This is a genomic window from Desulfovibrio sp. GTC20076, from assembly GCF_055385905.1.
This window is the reverse complement of record NZ_AP039366.1, coordinates 2339073-2357805: the sequence shown is the minus strand read 5'-3', so window position 1 is coordinate 2357805 and position 18733 is coordinate 2339073. Positions and strand designations below refer to the sequence as shown.

General features: G+C 59.7%; 14 protein-coding genes. 5 read left to right on the top strand and 9 right to left on the bottom strand.

Going from position 1 to position 18733, the window contains the following annotated elements:
- Positions 1-173: 173 nt before the first annotated feature.
- Positions 174-1103, bottom strand: coding sequence for a phosphoglycerate dehydrogenase (locus ACZ495_RS10520; protein WP_464262237.1), 930 nt, complete (start codon positions 1101-1103; stop codon positions 174-176).
- Between the two features lie 504 nt (positions 1104-1607).
- Entirely contained in the window at positions 1608-1793 is a 186-nt protein-coding gene (locus tag ACZ495_RS10515; RefSeq protein WP_012623923.1) for a hypothetical protein, read from the bottom strand.
- A gap of 173 nt (positions 1794-1966) precedes the next feature.
- Here ACZ495_RS10515 and epsC point away from each other — a divergent pair, with 173 nt between their 5' ends.
- From epsC to ACZ495_RS10490, 5 genes are all read left to right on the top strand, one after another.
- Complete coding sequence (gene epsC / locus ACZ495_RS10510) at positions 1967-2878, top strand: serine O-acetyltransferase EpsC (protein ID WP_072311392.1); 912 nt, start codon at positions 1967-1969, stop codon at positions 2876-2878.
- Positions 2871-3026, top strand: a complete 156-nt coding sequence (locus ACZ495_RS10505) for a hypothetical protein (protein ID WP_157735204.1) — start codon at positions 2871-2873, stop codon at positions 3024-3026. The genes epsC and ACZ495_RS10505 overlap by 8 nt, the downstream gene beginning before the upstream one ends.
- A 412-nt stretch (positions 3027-3438) precedes the next feature.
- The gene (locus ACZ495_RS10500; protein WP_012623926.1) at positions 3439-4749 is read left to right on the top strand and encodes an NCS2 family permease; all 1311 of its coding nucleotides are present in this window, start codon (positions 3439-3441) and stop codon (positions 4747-4749) included.
- A gap of 427 nt (positions 4750-5176) precedes the next feature.
- On the top strand, positions 5177-5797 hold the full coding sequence (gene lepB / locus ACZ495_RS10495) for a signal peptidase I (RefSeq protein WP_012623927.1): 621 nt from the start codon (positions 5177-5179) through the stop codon (positions 5795-5797).
- A 34-nt stretch (positions 5798-5831) separates the two neighbouring features.
- Positions 5832-7370, top strand: coding sequence for a YifB family Mg chelatase-like AAA ATPase (locus tag ACZ495_RS10490; protein WP_464262236.1), 1539 nt, complete (start codon positions 5832-5834; stop codon positions 7368-7370).
- A 453-nt stretch (positions 7371-7823) separates the two neighbouring features.
- On the opposite strand, the gene ACZ495_RS10485 is transcribed toward ACZ495_RS10490, so the two are convergent.
- The 7 genes from ACZ495_RS10485 to alaS form a co-directional block, all read right to left on the bottom strand.
- The gene (locus ACZ495_RS10485; protein WP_012623929.1) at positions 7824-8960 is read right to left on the bottom strand and encodes a D-alanyl-D-alanine carboxypeptidase family protein; all 1137 of its coding nucleotides are present in this window, start codon (positions 8958-8960) and stop codon (positions 7824-7826) included.
- Between the two features lie 292 nt (positions 8961-9252).
- Positions 9253-11406 carry a methyl-accepting chemotaxis protein gene (locus ACZ495_RS10480; RefSeq protein ID WP_464262235.1) on the bottom strand — a complete coding sequence of 718 codons (2154 nt, stop codon included), beginning with the start codon at positions 11404-11406 and terminating at the stop codon, positions 9253-9255.
- A gap of 495 nt (positions 11407-11901) precedes the next feature.
- Positions 11902-12423 (bottom strand): siroheme decarboxylase subunit alpha, encoded by a 522-nt coding sequence (gene ahbA / locus ACZ495_RS10475; protein ID WP_012623931.1) that lies wholly within the window; start codon positions 12421-12423, stop codon positions 11902-11904.
- Positions 12423-13667: a heme b synthase gene (gene ahbD, locus ACZ495_RS10470; protein WP_012623932.1), complete on the bottom strand. Its 1245-nt coding sequence runs from the start codon at positions 13665-13667 to the stop codon at positions 12423-12425. The genes ahbA and ahbD overlap by 1 nt, the downstream gene beginning before the upstream one ends.
- Positions 13668-13679: 12 nt before the next feature.
- Positions 13680-14666, bottom strand: coding sequence for a porphobilinogen synthase (hemB, locus tag ACZ495_RS10465; RefSeq protein WP_464262234.1), 987 nt, complete (start codon positions 14664-14666; stop codon positions 13680-13682).
- Positions 14667-14784: 118 nt separating this feature from the next.
- Positions 14785-15969, bottom strand: coding sequence for a 12,18-didecarboxysiroheme deacetylase (gene ahbC / locus ACZ495_RS10460; protein WP_464262233.1), 1185 nt, complete (start codon positions 15967-15969; stop codon positions 14785-14787).
- A 10-nt stretch (positions 15970-15979) separates the two neighbouring features.
- Positions 15980-18658, bottom strand: a complete 2679-nt coding sequence (alaS, locus tag ACZ495_RS10455; RefSeq protein ID WP_072311398.1) for an alanine--tRNA ligase — start codon at positions 18656-18658, stop codon at positions 15980-15982.
- Positions 18659-18733 lie beyond the last annotated feature (75 nt).

Sequence of the window (18733 nt, the reverse complement as noted above, 5' to 3'; positions counted from 1 at the left end):
GTACCCGCCATGCACAACGGGCCGTACTCGCAAAAGAGTGCGGCCCGTTGTCGGCCACGGCGCAGGGCAGCGCCATTGCTGCAACAGATGGAAACAGGAATAAACGTTTTAGGGGGAGGGACCTTTTATAAAGATGCCCCTCCCCCCACAAAATATTTCAGGCGCCCATAACGCTAACGGCTCAGGCCAAGGTCGCGGAGCAGGTTGTCCACGGCCATACGCCCCATGGTCTCTGTGGCTCCGGCAGTGGAAGAAGAGCAATGGGACCCCATGACCAGATTGTCCAGCGCATACCAGGCCGGGTCCGCCGGGGGGTCCTGCTCAAAAACATCAAGGCCCGCGCCATAGATGCGGCCTTCCTGCAGGGCGGTCAGCAGGGCCGTTTCATCAATAAGGCCGCCGCGAGCGGTATTGATGATAACCGCGGTTTTTTTCATCATGGCTATCCGCCCGGCACTGATGCAGTTGCGGGTTTCGTCCGTCAGCACTGTATGCAGGGTAATAAAATCTGCTTCGCGGCAGATGCGGTCCATGTCTGCGCGCTCAACGCCTTCGGCACTGGCCCAGGCTTCGTCCCATGCGATGTCATGGCCGAGAATTTTCATGCCGAAGCCCTGCGCCCGTTTGACAACGCAGCGGCCGATGGCTCCAAGGCCTACGATGCCCAGGGTTTTGCCATACAGGTCAATACTGGTGATTTTGCCCCAGTCCTTTTCACGGCAGCGGCGGTCAATAAGCCCGGCCTTGCGCGCTACCATAAGCATGAGGGTCAGCGCATAGTCGGCCACAGCATTGCTGTTGGCCCCTACGGTGCGCGATACGGCAATGCCGCGCTGCTTGCAGGCCTCAAGGTCAATATTATCCAGGCCCACGCCGTACTTGGCGATGGCCCGAAGCTCCGGCGCGGCGGCCAGCACATCGGCGCTCATAGGGTCTACCCCCAGGATGACGCCCTGGCATCCGGCCAGTTTTTCACGCATCTGGTCGGCAGAAAGAATGCCGCCAGTATCGTTGCGCACTACTTCAAGACCGGCCTGCGTCAGGCGGTCAAACAGTTCGGGATTGGTTTTGCCAAAAGAACGGGGAGTAACAAGAATTTTCACAACAGTACCTCTTGGGGGCGGAGTGGGCGCAGGGCAGGGCAAAAGCCCGCAAAAATGCCGAGCGGCTGGCCTACAGGCTTACTCCAAGACCGTAAATTGTCAACGCGCCGTCATGCTGTGGCAGGGCAGCCCTGCCGCAAAACGCTTTGGGGGCCGCACACGACGCTTCGCGCAACCCTTACCGCGTGACAGCTAGCGCCGGGGATTGCGGTGGCGGCGATGGGGCGGAGTGCCCCTCAAAAACACGGCTTTTTATATGCATCTACCTGTCAGGGACCGTGTGGCGAATGCTTATGCAAAAGAGGCTCCGCTTCTGAAAAAGGAGCCTCTTTTGCAAAAGCGTTTTGCCGGAACGCTGCAATACGGCAATGGCCGGTATGGCGCAGATTGTGCCGCGCAATTTTTTGCAGAACCCGTATGGGATAGCCCGGCACGCCTGGCAGTGCACATTGCAGCCTTGCTCGGGGCAGCAGTAGCGTCCCACTGCTCCGGCAGGGCCGGACGTTATACTTCGATATTAAGCCTGTTGCCGATGCCCTGCGCTGCCAGACCGGCATTTTTATCCATGAGCGCCTGCATTTCCTGGCCTTTGCTGATGCTGCCGTTGATAACGGCGGCAGCCATGCTTGCCTGAAAATCCAGAGCCTCCCGGCTTATGCTCACGCTCATGCCCATTTGTACGTCATTCATGGCATGCTCCTTTGCGGGAAAATCCGCCCGCACTATTCTTATCGGATATAAAACCACAAGCCTTAGATATTTTTTGCCGGTAGTGATTTTGCCCTTTCACCGCGGGCAAAGCGCTGCCTGTATTGCGGCGGCGGGCGTGAACGTGTACAAGAGAAAAAACACAGGATATTGCTATGAGTGAATTGCGCGACCTCAAGGCCACGGCCATGCCCCTGCTTGACAGCGTGGTCGAGCGGCTCTGCCATCCGTCTTCTCTTGACGCGGTGTGGCATCGTCCAGCAGCGGGCGCGGCCATGCCGTCGCTGAAAGATCTTTCGGAAGTGATGGACAGGCTGCGGGCGGCCATTTTTCCCGGTTATTTCGGCCCCGCACGGGTATGGCGCGAGTCCATGCGTTATCACCTGTCGGCCAATCTCGACACCATTTACCGCATGCTGTGTGAACAGATCGTGCGGGGCTTCTGCTTTGGCTGCGAGGGTGAGGGCAATCCCTGCACGTCCTGCGAGACAGACGGCGAAAAAGCCGCCATCGCTTTTATGGACAGCCTGCCGGAGATCAGGCGTCTGCTGGCGGGCGACGCCAAAGCCGCCTACGAGGGCGACCCCGCGGCCACAAGCCCTGGCGAGACCATATTCTGCTATCCTTCCATGCAGGCCATGCTGCATCACCGCATCGCCCACGAGCTGTACAAACTCAACGTGCCGGTGATACCGCGCATCATTTCTGAAATGTCGCATTCGGCCACAGGCATTGACCTGCACCCCGGTGCGAGCATCGGTGAAGAATTTTTTATTGACCACGGCACTGGCGTGGTCATTGGCGAAACCTGCATTATCGGGCGCAACTGCCGTCTTTACCAGGGTGTGACTCTTGGGGCCTTGTCCTTTCCCAAGAATCCGGACGGCACGCTCACCAAGGGCATACCAAGGCACCCCATTCTTTGTGATAATGTCACGGTGTACGCCGGAGCCACCATTCTTGGTCGCGTGACCATCGGCAAAGGGGCCATTATCGGTGGTAATGTGTGGATTACCCAGGATGTGCCCGAGGGCGGACGCATCCTGCAGGAGCGGCCCCGTGGCTAACCTGTTACGCCTGATCACGAAACGCCGCGGCCTCTGCTGCCTTGTCTTGCTGTGCCTGCTGGCCGGATCGGCCTTGAGCGGCTGCGGGCAGGGCGTGCGTGTGCAGCCCAAGGGGCAGGCGCAGGTAGGTGTTGGCGTGGGCCGGTAGGCCGCGCTGCCGCCTTCACCAAGGGGGCGGGCGTTGCGCCTGATAATGTATGTTTTTCACTAATGATGCCCCGGCAGCAACGGCTGCCGGGGATTGTTTTTTCGGGCGATTCGTGCTCTGGCTTATATGGACATGGCCTGCGCTCTGTGGCATGCTGCCGCCTTCATCAAGAGGGCGGGCATTATCTGCGGCCCACTTTCCGCTTCATATCCGCGCTGCCGGACGAACCGGGCATGCCGGTATCTTTTTCCGGGCTGCCGCCCGAAAAGTGGCGGCAGACGTTTGGCATCAGGGCATTGCGACCGGCCGGACAGCGCCGGGTATATCGGGTATGTATCGCGTTTGTTTTACGGGCAGGGATGGTCTGGGTGTCCCATGCCCCGGTCGGCGTCGCACATAAGGAGGAAACGCCATGAGTGTGCTGGAAAAACTGTTTAATCCCGCTGCAAGGGGCAGCACGGTCAAAAGGGAAATGCTGGCAGGACTCACCAGCTTCATGGCCATGTGCTACCTTATTTTTGTGGTTCCCGGCATGCTGGCTGACGCGGGCATGCCCAAAGATTCCGCCGTGGCTTCCACCATATGGGTGACCATTATCGCCACCCTGGTTATGGGCCTGTGGGCCAGATTTCCTGTGGGGGTGGCTCCGGGACTCGGTATCACGGCATTTTTCGCCTACTATGTGTGTGGCCCGGCCGGATATTCCTGGCAGACGGGGCTGGGAGCCGTGTTTATTTCCGGTGTGGTTTTTCTGCTGCTCACGGTCACACGCATACGCCAGCTCATCATCAATGCCGTGCCTATGGATCTCAAATACGCCATTGTGGTGGGTATCGGGGCTTTTATCGCCTTTATCGGCATGAAAAGCTGCGGCATTGTGGCGGCTGACCCCGCCACCTTTGTGACGCTGGGCAATCTGGGCAATCCCGGAACCCTGCTTTCCATTGTGGGCATCTTTCTTATTGGCGGCCTGCTGGCCCTGCGCGTGCGCGGAGCCATGATCATAGGCATTCTGGTCATCACGGTGGCCGGCATAGCCCTTGGCGTGTCGCCCCTGCCCAAAGGGCCCATATTTTCTACCAGCCTGCCCATGCCCACTGAAACCTTCATGCAGATGGACATCAAGGGTGCGCTGCATCACGGGCTTATTTCCATTATCTTTACCCTGACGATGGTGGACCTTTTCGACAATATGGGCGTACTCATCGGGCTTTCGCAGAAGGCCGGGTTCATCCGCGAAGACGGCCATATCGAAAACCTCGACAAGGCCCTTATTACCGACTCTATGGCTACCATGGCCAGCGCCGTCATGGGCGCCACCACGGCCACGAGCTACCTCGAAAGCGCCGCCGGTGTTGCAGAGGGTGGCCGCACGGGGCTTACCGCCGTGACCATTGCCGTACTGTTTTTTCTGGCGCTCTTTTTCTCGCCTCTGGTGGGCATGGTTCCCGCCTACGCCACCGCGCCGGTGCTTATCATCGTGGGTGCCATGATGATGCAGGAAGTGGGGCGTATCTGCTTCAAGGACTTTACCGTGGCGCTGCCCGCGTTTTTGACCATCATCAGCATGCCGCTGACCTTCAACATTGCTACCGGCTTTGGTTTTGGCTTTGTGAGCTGGGTGGGCATCAAGGCCCTGGCCGGACGCTTCAAGGACCTGAACCTGGTCATGCTCTGCATTGCGCTGTGCTTCATCATCAACTTTGCCTTGCGCTTGCCGTAGGGACCAGTTACCGGAACTGCCGGCAGTATTGCCCCGGCGCCTGTGACACAGGCGCCGGGGCTGTTTGTTTGTCCGCCTGCCTGGCCTGCTTTATGAGCGTGACCTGTGTGATTCGCCTGTGGGAACGTACTGGGGGCCAGCATGTGTACCTTGCCTTTGGGCGCGCATCAGTGCATACTTTGCAACCGCGCATCACCGGGCCAAGGCAGCTTCGGGGCGGCCTTACGGGCTGTCGCCACACCGGGTACCTGTGGGTATTTTCCGGAAGGCGCACCTCAGCCATGACGGACCGCCAGACCTGCCAGAACTGGCGGTATCCGCACAGTGCAGCGTCCAGGAGAGTGGCGCGCGGGCTGAAAACAGCAGTAATACGCTGCCCCCGGCAGGCGTTTCAAGGTAAAATGCCCTCAACAAGGAACAGCACCTCATGACCACGCTTTTGAGATCGTCGCGCCCCAAGAAGCCCCTTTGGCGCGAATATGGCGAGGCCCTGCTTGTGGCCCTGCTGCTTGCCCTGGTTATCCGTACCTTTGTAGTACAGGCTTTTAAAATACCGTCTGAATCCATGCTGCAAACCCTGCTGGTGGGCGATCACCTGCTGGCAAGCAAGTTCGCCTATGGCATCAAGGTTCCCTTTACCAATCACTATATTTACAGGGGTGACGACCCGCAGCGCGGCGAAATCATCATCTTTGAATATCCCAATGATCCCAGTGTGGACTATATCAAGCGCATTGTGGGTGTTCCCGGCGATATCATCGAAGTGCGCGGCAAGCAGCTGTACCGCAATGGCGAAGCTGTCAAGGAAAGCTACACGCGTTTTACGCAGCCTGATCGTGTGGAGCCTGTACGCGACAATTTCGGACCGGTGACGGTTCCTGAAGGCAAGTACTTCGTCATGGGCGACAACCGCGACAACTCGCTGGATTCGCGCTTCTGGGGTTTTGTGGACCGCAGCGCCATACGGGCCAAGGCATGGCGCATCTACTGGTCCTGGGGCGGGCTTGACGACATGCGCTGGAACCGCATGGGCAAAAAAGTGGAATAGCCGCCCTGCGGCTCAAGCGTGGCAAGGAGGCCCTGTGGTGGTCCGGCTGAACAGCGGCGGCGTTGAAGGCGTTGATGCCTATCCCGTAGAACTGGAAGTGGACTATGTGCGCCAAGGGCTTCCGGGCTTCACTATGGTGGGCCTGGCGGAAACCGCCGTGCGCGAGGCCAAGGACCGCGTTTTTGCTGCCTTGCGGGCGGCAAACTTCAAGCTGCCCCCGGCGCGGGTAACCGTCAATCTTGCCCCTGCATGGCGGCGCAAGAGCGGGGCCAGCTATGACCTGCCGCTGGCAATGGGGCTTCTGGCCGCTTCCGGCGGCATTCCCGCCGAAGGTTTGCAGCGTTTTTTCATGGCCGGCGAGCTTTCGCTTTGCGGCGATCTGCGCCCGGTCAGCGGTATTCTGCCTCTGGCGCTGCTGGCGCGGCAGCGCGGCGCGGCTGGCATTATCGTGCCGCCGGGCAACGGGGCCGAGGCTGCCGTGGTACGCGGCCTGCCTGTGTATACCCCCCGTAATATTGCGCAGTGCGCCGCCTTTCTGGCAGGCGCGGAGCCTCTTGAGCCGGTAGCGGAACCGGAAGAGGCGGGTCTGCCGCCAGCGGAACATACCCTGGACTTTGCGGAGGTCAAAGGGCAGGAGGCTGCCAAGCGTGCCCTTGAGATCGCGGCGGCCGGAGGCCATAACGTGCTTTTGCTGGGGCCTCCGGGCAGCGGCAAGACCATGCTTGCCCAGCGCCTGCCTACCATCCTTCCTCCCCTTGATTTTGAAGAAGCTCTGGAAGTCACCAAGATTTACAGCGTGGCAAACAAGCTGCCCGGCCACGGGGGGCTTGTGCGCCAAAGGCCTTTTCGAGCGCCGCATCACACCATTTCGGACGTGGCCCTTGTGGGCGGCGGGGCCTGGCCCCGCCCGGGCGAAGTGAGCCTTGCCCATCGGGGGGTGCTTTTTCTTGATGAGCTGCCTGAATTTCAGAAGAGTGCGCTGGAATCACTGCGCCAGCCTCTGGAGGGCGGCACGGTGCATATAGCGCGTGCTTCGCACAGCGTGGTTTTTCCCGCTGCCTGCATGCTTGTGGCGGCCATGAATCCTTGCCCCTGCGGCTATTACGGCGACCCGACGCATGATTGCGTTTGCCGCCCGGACCAGCGGGCGCGGTATCAGGCCAGAATATCCGGCCCCATGCTGGACCGTATTGATGTGCATGTGGAGGTTCCCGCCGTGCCCTATGCTGATTTGCGCCAGAGCAGGGCCGGGGCCGGTTCGGCGGCCATGCGGGAACGGGTGCTGGCTGCCCGGGCCGTGCAGAAGCGCCGTTATGGTGCGGGCGGGCCGCGCTGCAATGCGGAACTTTCCGGCGCGCTGCTTGACGCCCACTGCGGCCTTGACGCCCCGGGGCATGACCTTATGGAGGCGGCGGTGAACCGCCTTGCCCTGTCGGCACGCGCCTGTGCGCGGGTGTTGCGCATGGCGCGCACCATTGCCGATCTGGCTGGCGCAAAAAGCATTGATGCCGCGCACCTTGCCGAGGCCGTATCCCTGCGGGTTCTGGACCGGGGGCAGGGCGGCATGGCCTGAGCAGGCCGGTTTTTTGTCCGCCTGGCCTGCGTTGGTCCCTGTTGCGTTTTACCCGCCGGGCTTCCGTTTTGATCTGGCCTGAATTCCGGTCCGGCTCACGCCCCGCCCAGAGCAATTAACGCTTCAAATGGTTGCTTGACGATCGGCAAAGCCGCCCTGCAATCATTTGGCGACAAGGAGTTGGAGACAAATCCCTGTAGAGCATTTCATACTTGAAAGACTCTAGCCGTACTGTAAAATGTTGTGCCTGAAATTTAAACTTCCGCCGGACAGATCTTGTCCGGCGGAAGTTTTTTGTTCGCATATGCGCAGATGTGGGATGCTGCGACATGACCACGTACAACAGGTTTTTTGTGCGGCAGCCTCTGCGGGGGAGCAATATTTTGCCAGCCCGGGGGAGTTGCCGCCGCCAGCCGTGCAGCGACCTGGCAGATACACAGTCCTTTAAGGCGCCTAGCCCGCCCGTCCAGAGCCGGATCTGGCTGCCTGGCCGGAATCGCGCTTTTGTCGCGCGGCCTTGTGGGCCTCTTTCTTTTTGGGCTTTGCTTTTGCCGTCTGCTTGGCCTGAGGGGCCTTGCCGGCCTTGGCCTTGCTCACGTTTTTGCGAGGTGCGGCATCGCTGCCTGCATACATACGCCGGGCCTCGCGGGCTGTCTTGCGCATGTCGGGGTTATAGCGTTCCGGGGGCAGGCAATCCAGGGCTGCCACCACCGATGCGGCATTGTTGCCGCATACCTGAAATCCGGCATCCAGCAGGCGAAACGCCTCAACCCCGCGCGTGCGCGAGTCGGGCGCGCCCAGAATGACGGCCAGCAGGCGTCTGGGCCCCTGGCTGGCCGTGAAGATAAGATTGTAGCCCGAGGCGTTGACCCAGCCTGTTTTAAGCCCGTCCGCGCCGGGGTACTGGCCCAGCAGGGGGTTCTTGTTCCAGGTGACGCGCCCTTTATGGCTGATGGTGTGGGTGTTGTGAAAACGCAGGGCCTGGGGATGGGCCTGCAGATAGGCCCGTGCCAGGGTGAGCATGTCGCGGGCCGTGGTGTACTGGCCTTTGGCGGGCAACCCGTGGGGATTGCGGAACTGGCTGTCGCGCATGCCCAGGGCCTGCGCTTTGGCATTCATCATGGCTACAAAAGCCGGAGTCGAACCGCCCACACATTCCGCCACAGCCATGCTGGCATCATTGCCCGAAGACACAGCCATGCCCATGAGCAGCTGTTCAAGGCTCACCACGTCATTTTCCCGCAGGCCCATGCGTGAACCGCCGGTTCCTGCGGCGGCACGGCTGACCGTTACGGTATTGTCCAGGCTCAGCTTGCCCTGATCCACGCTGTCCAGGGCCAGAAACATTGAAAGGACCTTGGTCAGTGATGCCGGGGCAATGCGCTGGTCGGCGTTTTGCTCAAAAAGAATGGCATCGTGGTCCAGATCGTACAGAATGGCGGAACTGGTTTCCAGAAAACCGTGTTCCGGAATGGGGGGGGCGGCCTGTCCGGGGCCGGGACGCAGCAGGCAGGCCAGCAGCAAAAACAGGAAAGGATACGCAAACACATTGAGGAAGCTGAACCTCTTGTGGCGGTAACGGCTGGGCATGGGGCATCCTTGGGCTAAGCCTGGCGAAAGGCAGGGCAGACCGCGCGGGCCGATCTGGATTGCGGGCCAGGCAGACATGTGAAGAAAAAGTTTAGAATTTTACTAAAATACTTCTGGCCTGTGTACTAAAGTTGCCCCGTCATGGCAAGAGATTGCGCATGTATGGGCAAAGCGGAGCAGGGGCAGTTTCTAAAAACATGTTGCCAGCGGCCAGACCAAAAAATTTTTCTGCCTGTGGCACAAATCCGGTTTAGAAACAGCCCCTGCACAGGACGATCTCCGCTACGATTCTTTAACTCCGTTCCAGCTGGTCGGTCAGGTTGTGGAGCGCGGCGGTCTGTCTGCCCAGTTCGTCCACAGCGGCGGTGGCCTCCTGCATGGCAGTCGCTGTTTCTTCAGAAATGCGGTTGATGTCCACGATGGAGGCATTGACCTCTTCCGTGGCGGCAGACTGCTGCTCGGCAGCTGTGGCGATGGCGCGGATCTGGTCGGTGGAATCCATAATCAGGGCCGAGATGCGGCGCAATATGTCTTCTGCCCCCTGCACATCCTGCATGGCCTGACCCAGAAGATTTTTTGTATTGTCCATGCTGACCAGGGTGCTTCCGGCAGCCTGCTGGATGTCTGTGATGGACTGCCCCACTTCCTTGGTGGCCGTCATGGTTTTTTCTGCCAGTTTGCGCACTTCGTCGGCTACCACAGCAAAGCCGCGTCCGGCGTCTCCGGCGCGGGCGGCTTCAATGGCGGCATTGAGGGCAAGCAGGTTGGTCTGGTCCGCAATGTCTTCAATGGTGCGGGCGATGGTTCCGATGGCATTGGCCTTGCCGCTCAGGTCGTCAACGGAGCCGTAGGCGGACTGAAAGTCGCGATGCACCGTGGTTACGTCACGCAGAACACGGTAGACCCGTTCCGTACCCTGTTCGGCTGCCGCGCGGGATTCTTCTGAAAGGTTGGCTGCCGTACCAGAATTATGCGAGATTTCCAGTACGGCGGCACTCAGCTGTTCCATGGCGGTAGCTGTTTCTGCCACGCGGCGGGACTGGCTTTCAGCCCGCTGGCTGGAGGCATTGACTTTTTGCGCAAGCTCCGCGGAGGCGCTTTCCGTCACGGCCACCACGGTGCGCAGGCTGCCCGCGGCTTGCCGCATGCCTTCGCTGCGGGCTTTTTGCGCCTGTGCAGTGGCTTCTTCCGCCGCGTGGCGTGAGGCTTCGGCATTCTGGGCGTTGACGCGTGCCTCTTCAGTGCGGCGTTCCGCCTCCTGCATCTTGTTTTTCAGGGTATCCAGCATGGCGACCATGGCGTTGCGCAGCACGGCGAATTCACTTTTATAGTTTTCGGCCACGGGTGTATCAAGCCTGCCCTCGGCCACCGAGCGTGAAAAGGCCGACAGGGACAGGATGGGGTTGATGATGATCCTGTTCAACGCAAGGCCAATGATGACAAAAAATATCAGCAAGGCCCCTGCCGCGCCCAGCGCGGTGTTGCGGTTGAACGCCGCCAGTGCGTGCACTTCGGCGTAAAGTTCCGCATCGGGAATGGCAATGCCAAGCCCCATACCTGTAGGGGAAACACTGTAAAAAATCGTGTTTGGTTGCCCGTTGATGCTTGCGGCAAAACGGATTTGCCCGTTGAGCGGCACAGAACCCAGCAGTTTTTGAGCATCACTGAAGGGCAGCTTTTCCATTGGCTTGAGCAGCAAGGCGTTGTCGGCGGGGTAGGCGGCGATCAGGCCGCTGCGCATGTCTACGGCGAAGGCGGTGGACGCCGGAGTGATTTTTATGCTGCCTACGGTCTTGCGCAGGTCTTCAATGCTTACGTCCAGGGTGGACATGCCGATGATACGCCCGTGCGGGCTGTACATGACGCCGCCCACGGTGATCATGAGCGTGTTTGAGGCCTCATCCAGATACGGGGCTGACCAGTATACCCGGTCGGGGCGTTGTTTGTTGCGGTCCCACTGGGCAGGGATAGCCTGGGTGTACCAGTCCTGTTTGTGGTAGTCGTAGTCAGCTTCGTTATATTCCATGGTCAGGGCCACTTTGCCGTTTTCCCAACGGGCATAGGAGCCGAAGTAGGCTTCACCGGGAGAAAAAACGTAGGGCTCGTACCACATGCCGCACCCCACGGCCTTGGGGTACCGGGCAATATTGAGCTTGAGGTAATCCTTGACGGCCTGGGCGGCCCCGGCCGTATCCTGCCCCCGCACCATCCACAGGGCCTCGCCGGCAATGGCAATACCCGCCGCGCCGTCCTGTGTGACAGTCATATAGGTATTGATTTTTTCAGCTTCTGTGGCGATGAGCCGTTCCACAGCAAGGCGTGTCTTGTCGCTGTAGCGTTCTTCCATATCATTCATGTTACGCAGCAGGATGGCATAGCTGATCAGCGCAATTATGATGGTAACACCGATCAGCAGTAACGCCTTGTAGCGGACTGACATATTCATGGGAACACTCCTGCAATGGTAATGATTATTGCTTTTGTTTTTGCAATGTGTCCTGTCTGTTATGGATGTGTTGTGTAGTTGCTATTGCCATCAGTACTATATAAAAAATGATAAAAAGAGAAGGGAAAAAATAATTAAGGTTATATTTTATATAGTTATGAGGAAAAACATTCTTGTATAGGGGAATGTTTATCGCATGTGTCATATTTAATACGCATTTTAATTTTGTAGCACCACACTGTTGCAGTATTTTTCCATACTGCATGTGTGCAGAAAAAAAGATACATAAAAAATCCGGCCCGTCTTTGTGTGGCAAAGGCGGGCCGGAGATACACGGACGCAGCAGGCAGGTTTATGGTGATTTTGTCTGGACTTGCCCTGCCGGGGGACGGGCGGTTCCGCGCCATCAGCGCATACACAGGGTAGTGGCGTGGCCAGCCGGCAATATGAATGTGGTGCGGCGCCGGAAATGCATGCCGCCAGCGTTACAATACCCTAGCTGTCATTGTCCATGCGGAAATCCACGCGGATCTTGAACAGCTTTGTGGCGGGCAGATTCAGAATGGGCACGCCCGTTGCCTGGGTGATGCCGTCAAGAATGGCCTGCGTTTCTTCCCGCGACGGGCTTATAAGGGTAAACCAGATATTGTAGTCGTGCTCGCGCAGGTAGTTGTGGGTAACGCCCGGTTTGGCGTTAACTTCGGCCACAAAGGCGTCCATTTTGTCCTGGGGTACCTTGGCCGCGCACAGGGTGGACACGAAACCCAGCTTGGCGGACTGAAAGTTGGCCCCGAGTCGCCTGATGATCTTGCGGGCCTTGAGACCGCGCACCCTGTCGAGCACTTCCTGCTCGTCCAGGCCCAGGCGCTGGCCGAGTTCGGCGTAGGGGCGGGGCGACAGGGGAAAGCCCGTCTGGATGATGTCCAGCAGTTGCCTGTCCATACTGTCCATGTCGGCAAGGGCGGCGTTATTTTGCTGTGTGGGGCTGCCGGTGGCGGCAGATGTTTGCGTGGTCATTATTTTTCCTCCCCGGACTTGCCGTCCCGGCCCTTTTTGCGCATTTTGGCCGGAATATAGGTGCACAGCGGTTCCTCGCCCATATGATCGCCGTCCATGCTGTGGGCGCGGGCGCGGCAGCCGCCGCAGACCTTGTGATACTCGCACTCGCCGCATTTGCCCGAATAGCAGGACTGGTCGCGGAACTGCAAGAAATGCTTGCTTTCGCGCCAGATTTTGGGAAAGGGCGTTTGGCGTACATTGCCGCAATCAAGTTCCAGATATCCGCAAGGCTGCACCTGCCCAACATGGCTGATAAAGCAGAAGCCCGTGCCGCCGAGGCAGCCTCGTGTGAGGGCATCCATGCCGAAGTTTTCGGGGGTGACGCTCACGCCTTCTTCTTTGGCCCGCTGGCGCATGATGCGGTAATAGTGCGGTGCACAGGTAGCCTTGAGGTGCATTTTGGTGGTTTTGCGGAAGTCGTACAGCCAGTGGAGCACGTCTTCGTATTCCTGGGCCGTGATCACCTGATCGGCCAGGCCCGCGGCCCGGCCCATGGGCACCAGAAGAAAGATGTGCCAGGCTGCCGCGCCGATACGCTCACACAGCTCAAATATCTTTTTAAAACTTGTGAGGTTGTTGCGTGTGACCGTGGTATTGATCTGAAACGGCACGCCCGCGGCCTTGAGGTATTCGATGCCGCGCATGGACGCTTCAAACGCGCCGGGAACACCGCGGAAGCTGTCGTGGCTGGCGGCATCTGCTCCATCAATGGAGATGGAGCAGCGGTTGACGCCCGCGTTTTTGATTTTTTGCGCGGTTTCCGGCGTGATAAGGGTGCCGTTGGGCGAAAAGGCGCAGGGCAGCCCCTTGCTGTGGGCGTAGGCCACCAGCTCATACACATCGGGCCGTATCATGGGATCGCCACCGGTGAAGATGATGATGGGCTTGCCCACCTCGGTGAAGGTGTCGATCAGGGCCTTGGCTTCGGCTGTGGACAGCTCACCGGGGTACGGTTCGGGGTGGGCCTCGGCGCGGCAGTGCTTGCAGGCCAGGTTACAGGAGCGCGTGACTTCCCAGGCGATGAGGCGGCAGGCGGGGCTGCCGTCTTCAAGGGTGCGCAGGGGTGCGCTCATGCCGTGCCCGCCCGGATGCCCGCGGTGCTTGCCGTCTTCTGCCTGGCCGGGATGACCGCTTATGGGGTTGCCCGCGCTGCCGGGCATACCGCCCGGGTGGCCTCCGGCGTGGTGCATGTGCTTGCTCATTATGCTTCCGCCCTACCTTGCCAGCTTTTCGCGCAGCAGGGTTTCTGTAAAGTAGGTGATGATCATGTCCGCCCCGGCACGCTTCAGCCCCATGAGGGATTCAAGCATGACGGCCCGTTCGTCTATCCAGCCGTTAAGCCCGGCAGCGCGTATCATCGAGTATTCGCCGCTGACCTGGTAGGCGCAGAGCGGCACGTCCACATGATCGCGCACAAGGCGGATGATGTCGGCATACGGTCCGGCAGGCTTGACGATAAGGGCGTCCGCGCCTTCTTCAAGGTCGGCATAGGCTTCACGCAGGGCTTCGCGCAGGTTGGCCGGGTCCATCTGGTAGGATTTTCGGTCGCCGCTGGAAGGCGCACTTTCGGCGGCTTCGCGGAAAGGTCCGTAATAGGCCGAGGCGTATTTGACCGCATAGGACATGAGCGGCAGCCGGGAAAAACCGGCCTGATCCAGCGCTTCGCGGATGGCGGCCACGCGTCCGTCCATCATGTCCGAGGGGGCCACCATGTCGGCTCCTGCCCTGGCGTGGCTCACGGCTGTCTGCGCCAGCAGGGGCAGGGTGGCGTCGTTGCGCACCACGCCCTCGGGCGTAAGGATGCCACAGTGACCGTGGCTCATGTATTCGCACAGGCATACGTCTGTCATGACAAAAAGTTTGGGCCAGCGGCGCTTGAGCAGCCGTACGGCCTCCTGCACGATGCCATCATCGGCGTAGGCGCCGCAGGCTTTTTCGTCCTTGGTGGCGGGAATGCCGAAAAGAATGACCGAATGCAGGCCTGTATCCACGGCCTGCTCCACCTGTTTTTCCAGCTGGCTGAGGCTCAGCTGGTACTGGCCGGGCATGGAGCCGATTTCTTTGCGAAAACCGGAGTCTTCGGTTTCAACCACAAAATAGGGCTGAACAAGGTCTTCCACGAGAAGGGGCGCAGTTTCGCGCACCAGGGTGCGAAGTTCGGGGGTGGCACGCAGACGGCGGCCGCGATGGAACGGAGTCATGGCTCTATCCTTGTTTTTCAGGCCAGGCTGCCTCTATCATAGCAATAACGCTTGTAAAATCTGGCAGAAAATGTAAAAGAGGCCCCTTTTTGAACAAGGGGCCTCCTCACAAAAGAAGCTACTTCAGGCCGATTTCTTCATCAGTCAGGTAGCAGGCCGGATCCTGCGCCCATATGTCATCATAATAGGCTTCGGCGCGGGCGCGGAAGTTGCCGCCACAGATGTTCAGGAACCGGCATTTGGCGCAGCGGCCCTTGACGTGGGCTTTCTTGTCCTTGAGCTTGTGCAGCAGTTCGATGGAGGGATCGTCCCATATCTGCGAGAACGGGCGCTCCAGCACATTGCCGAGCACATGGTTCCGCCAGAACTGGTCGGCATGCACCTTTCCGTCCCAGGAAATACAGCCTATGCCCCGGCCGGAACTGTTGCCTTCATTGTATTGAAGCAGCTCAAAAACTTCTTCCGCGCGTTTGGGGTCTTCGCGCTTGAGGCGCATCCACACATAGGGACCGTCGGCGTGGTTATCAACAGTAAGGATTTCCTTGCCCTTGCCCGCATCAAACAGGGCGCGGGTTTCATCCATGATGAGGTCCAGCACCTGACGGGTTTCCGCGTGGTCCAGGTCTTCCTTGATAAGTTCGGAACCTCGGCCGGAGTAGACAAGGTGGTAAAAACAGGCGCGGGGAATTTCCATGTCCTTGAGCAGACGGAAAATACCGGGAATTTCACCGGCATTGCGCTTGTTGATGGTGAGGCGCAGGCCCACCTTGAGACCTTCGGCCTGGCAGTTGGCGATGCCTTCCAGAGCCTTGCGGAACGCGCCGGGTACGGCGCGGAACTTGTCGTGTATTTCTTCCATGCCGTCCAGGGAGATGCCCACGTAAGAGAGGCCCACGGCCTTGAGTTCGCGCGCTTTTTCCTTGGTGATCAGGGTTCCGTTGGTGGAGATGACGGCCCGCATGCCCTTGGACGTGGCGTGGCTTGCCAGTTCAACCAGGTCTTTGCGCACCAGCGGCTCGCCGCCGGAGAAAAGCATGACCGGAGCGCCGTAGGCGGTCAGATCGTCGATCATGGCCTTGGCCTGCTGGGTATTGATGTCGTCCGTGCCGTCCACCTCAATGGCGTGGGCATAACAGTGCACGCATTTGAGGTTGCAGCGCTGGGTCATGTTCCAGACCACCACAGGCTTCTTGTCCTTGGAAAACTGCAGCAGGTGGGAGGGCAGCTTGCCCGACTCACGGCCATAACGCAGGGCGTCCGAAGGCTCCACCTGACCACAGTACAGCTTGGAAATGCCAATCATCACACAGTCCTTATTGTTCGATACATTTTTTCAGCGCGGCAAAGGCCTCGGCCAGCCCTTCAGGCTGGTTGCCGCCTGCCTGGGCCATGTCGGGCCTGCCGCCACCCGAGCCGCCGCAAGGCGCGGCCACGGTCTTGATAAGGGCGGGCGCCGTGAATCTGCCGTGCAGGTCCTTGGAAACATAAACAAGCATGCCGACCTTGCCTTCTTCCACCGTGGCAAGGCAGGCCACTGCATTTTCAGAAAGCCGCGAACGCACATCGTCCATAACTTCACGCAGCGCCTTGACCGGCACATTGTCCAGCCGGGCTGCCAACAGGCGCACACCGTTGACCTCAACTGCCCGCGCGACCAGTTCTGCGCCGGAGGCAGGGGCCGCAGCCGCTTTTTCCGACGCCTTGCGCAGTTTTTTCACTTCGCCGTGCAGGGTCTGCACGCGCTCGGCAAGCTGGCCGGGCTTGGACTTGAGCAGGGCCGCAAGGCAGCCCAGTTCGGCGCGCTGCTCCACGGCATGGCCGTAAGCGTTCCAGCCCGTGACGGCCTCAATGCGCCGCATGCCCGCGGCCACGCCGCTTTCGCTCACAATAAAGAAGGCCCCGGCTTCGCCCGTGCGGGCCAAATGTGTGCCGCCGCACAGTTCAACGGATTCAGGATCGCACATTTCTGCGCCTGCGACTGTGAGCACGCGCACAGTCGAGCCATATTTTTCGTTAAAAAGGGCAATGGCCCCGGCAGCCACGGCATCCGCCATGGGCATTTCCCTGGCGGAAACCTCAAGGTCGGCCAGAATGGCGGCATTGACCTGCCGCTCCACGGCGGCCAGTTCTTCAGGCGTGAGGGCTGCAATGTGGGAAAAGTCAAAGCGCAGGCGGCGGCCGTCAACCAGCGATCCGGCCTGTTTGACATGGGGACCGAGCACGCGGCGCAGGGCTGCGTGCAGCAGGTGGGTGCAGGTGTGGTTGCGGGCTGTGGCCTTGCGTTCGTCAGGGTCCACAGCCAGGCGCACTTCCTTGCCCTGGAGTATTTCGCCCCGGACGACTTCGATTTCATGCACCAGCAACTGGGGCGCAGGCTTATGGGTGGTAAGCACCCGGGCCTCGCCGGAGGTCGCGCTCATGAGGCCCGTATCGCCCGCCTGACCGCCGCCTTCGCCATAAAAAGGCGTGGCTTCGGTCACGGCATAGCCGCTTTCGCCTTCGCCGAGCACGTCCACAGGCTGGCCTGCAGCGTCCAGCAGAATGGTCACAGGGCTTTGGGCCGTAAGACCTTCATAGCCCACAAAGCGGCTTTCGGCGCCGCCGTCCGCCAGAGATTTGAAGGGGCTTTGTCCGTCTTCACCCTGACCCAGCAGGCCACCTTTTTTCTGGTGGTCGCGGGCGCGTTTGCGCTGCTCCTGCATATATTTTTCAAAGCCTTCGGCATCGGCGTGAAAGCCGCGCTTTTCGGCAACGTCGGTAACGATGTCCAGAGGAAAGCCGTACGTGTCGTACAGCTTGAAGCAGAAGTCGCCGGGAATCAGTGTGATGCCGCGCGCCTTGAGGGCGGCCAGTTCTTCTTCAAGCAGGTCCAGCCCCTTCTTGAGCGTGAGGGAGAAGCGCTGCTCTTCTTCAAACACGGCCCGGTCGATGAAGTCTGCGCTTTCTACCAGTTCGGGGTAGGCATCGCCCATAACTTCGGTGACCTTGCGGGCAACCTTGTGCATGAACGGCTCGTGCACGCCCATGAGCGTGGCAAAACGCAGGGCGCGGCGGATGAGGCGGCGCAGCACATAGCCGCGGTTTTCGTTGGAGGGCAGCACACCGCCTGCAACAAGAAAGGCCGCGGCGCGGCTGTGGTCGGCAATGACGCGCAGGGCCGTATCCACATCATTGGTGTCCGGGGCGCTGAAGCTGTACGTTACGCCCGCAAGCCCGGCCGCATACTGGATAATGTCCTGAAAAAGGTCGCAGTCAAAGTTGGAGCGCTTGCCCTGGGCCACGGCGGCCATGCGTTCAAGGCCCATGCCCGTGTCTATGTTGGGCCTGGCAAGCAGGGTGCGTGTGCCGTCGGCGCTCTGGTCAAACTGGGTGAACACGAGGTTCCATATTTCAAGGAAGCGGTCGCAGTCGCAGTTGCCGATGCCGCAGTCCGGGCCACAGGACATGTCTGCGCCCTGGTCCACGTAGATTTCGGAGCACGGCCCGCAGGGTCCGGTATCACCCATGGTCCAGAAATTGTCTTTTTCGCCCATGCGCACAATGCGTTCAGCGGGCAGCCCGGCAATTTCGGCCCACAGTACGGCGGCTTCGTCGTCCTCGCGAAAAACCGTGACCCACAGTTTTTCTTTGGGCAGTTCCAGTTCTTTGGTCACGAAATCCCAGGCCCATGTGATGGCTTCGCGCTTGAAATAGTCGCCAAAGGCAAAGTTGCCGAGCATTTCAAAAAACGTGTGGTGGCGCGCTGTGCGGCCGACGTTTTCAAGGTCGTTGTGCTTGCCCGAAACCCGCAGACATTTCTGGCAGGTGGTAGCGCGGCTGTAGGAGCGTTTTTCCTCGCCGAGAAAGAGTTTTTTGAATTGCACCATGCCGGAGTTGGCAAAGAGCAGCGAAGGGTCGTTGGGCGGGATGATCGGCCCGGAAGCGACAATTTCGTGCTGGTGGCGGTGAAAAAAGTCGAGATAGCGGCGGCGTATTTCTTTGGCGGTGAGCATACTGGCTCCTGATGAGGGCTGCGCGGTACGGGCCGTGCCTTCAGGCAGCGGCCTTTCTGGTCATTGCGATAACTG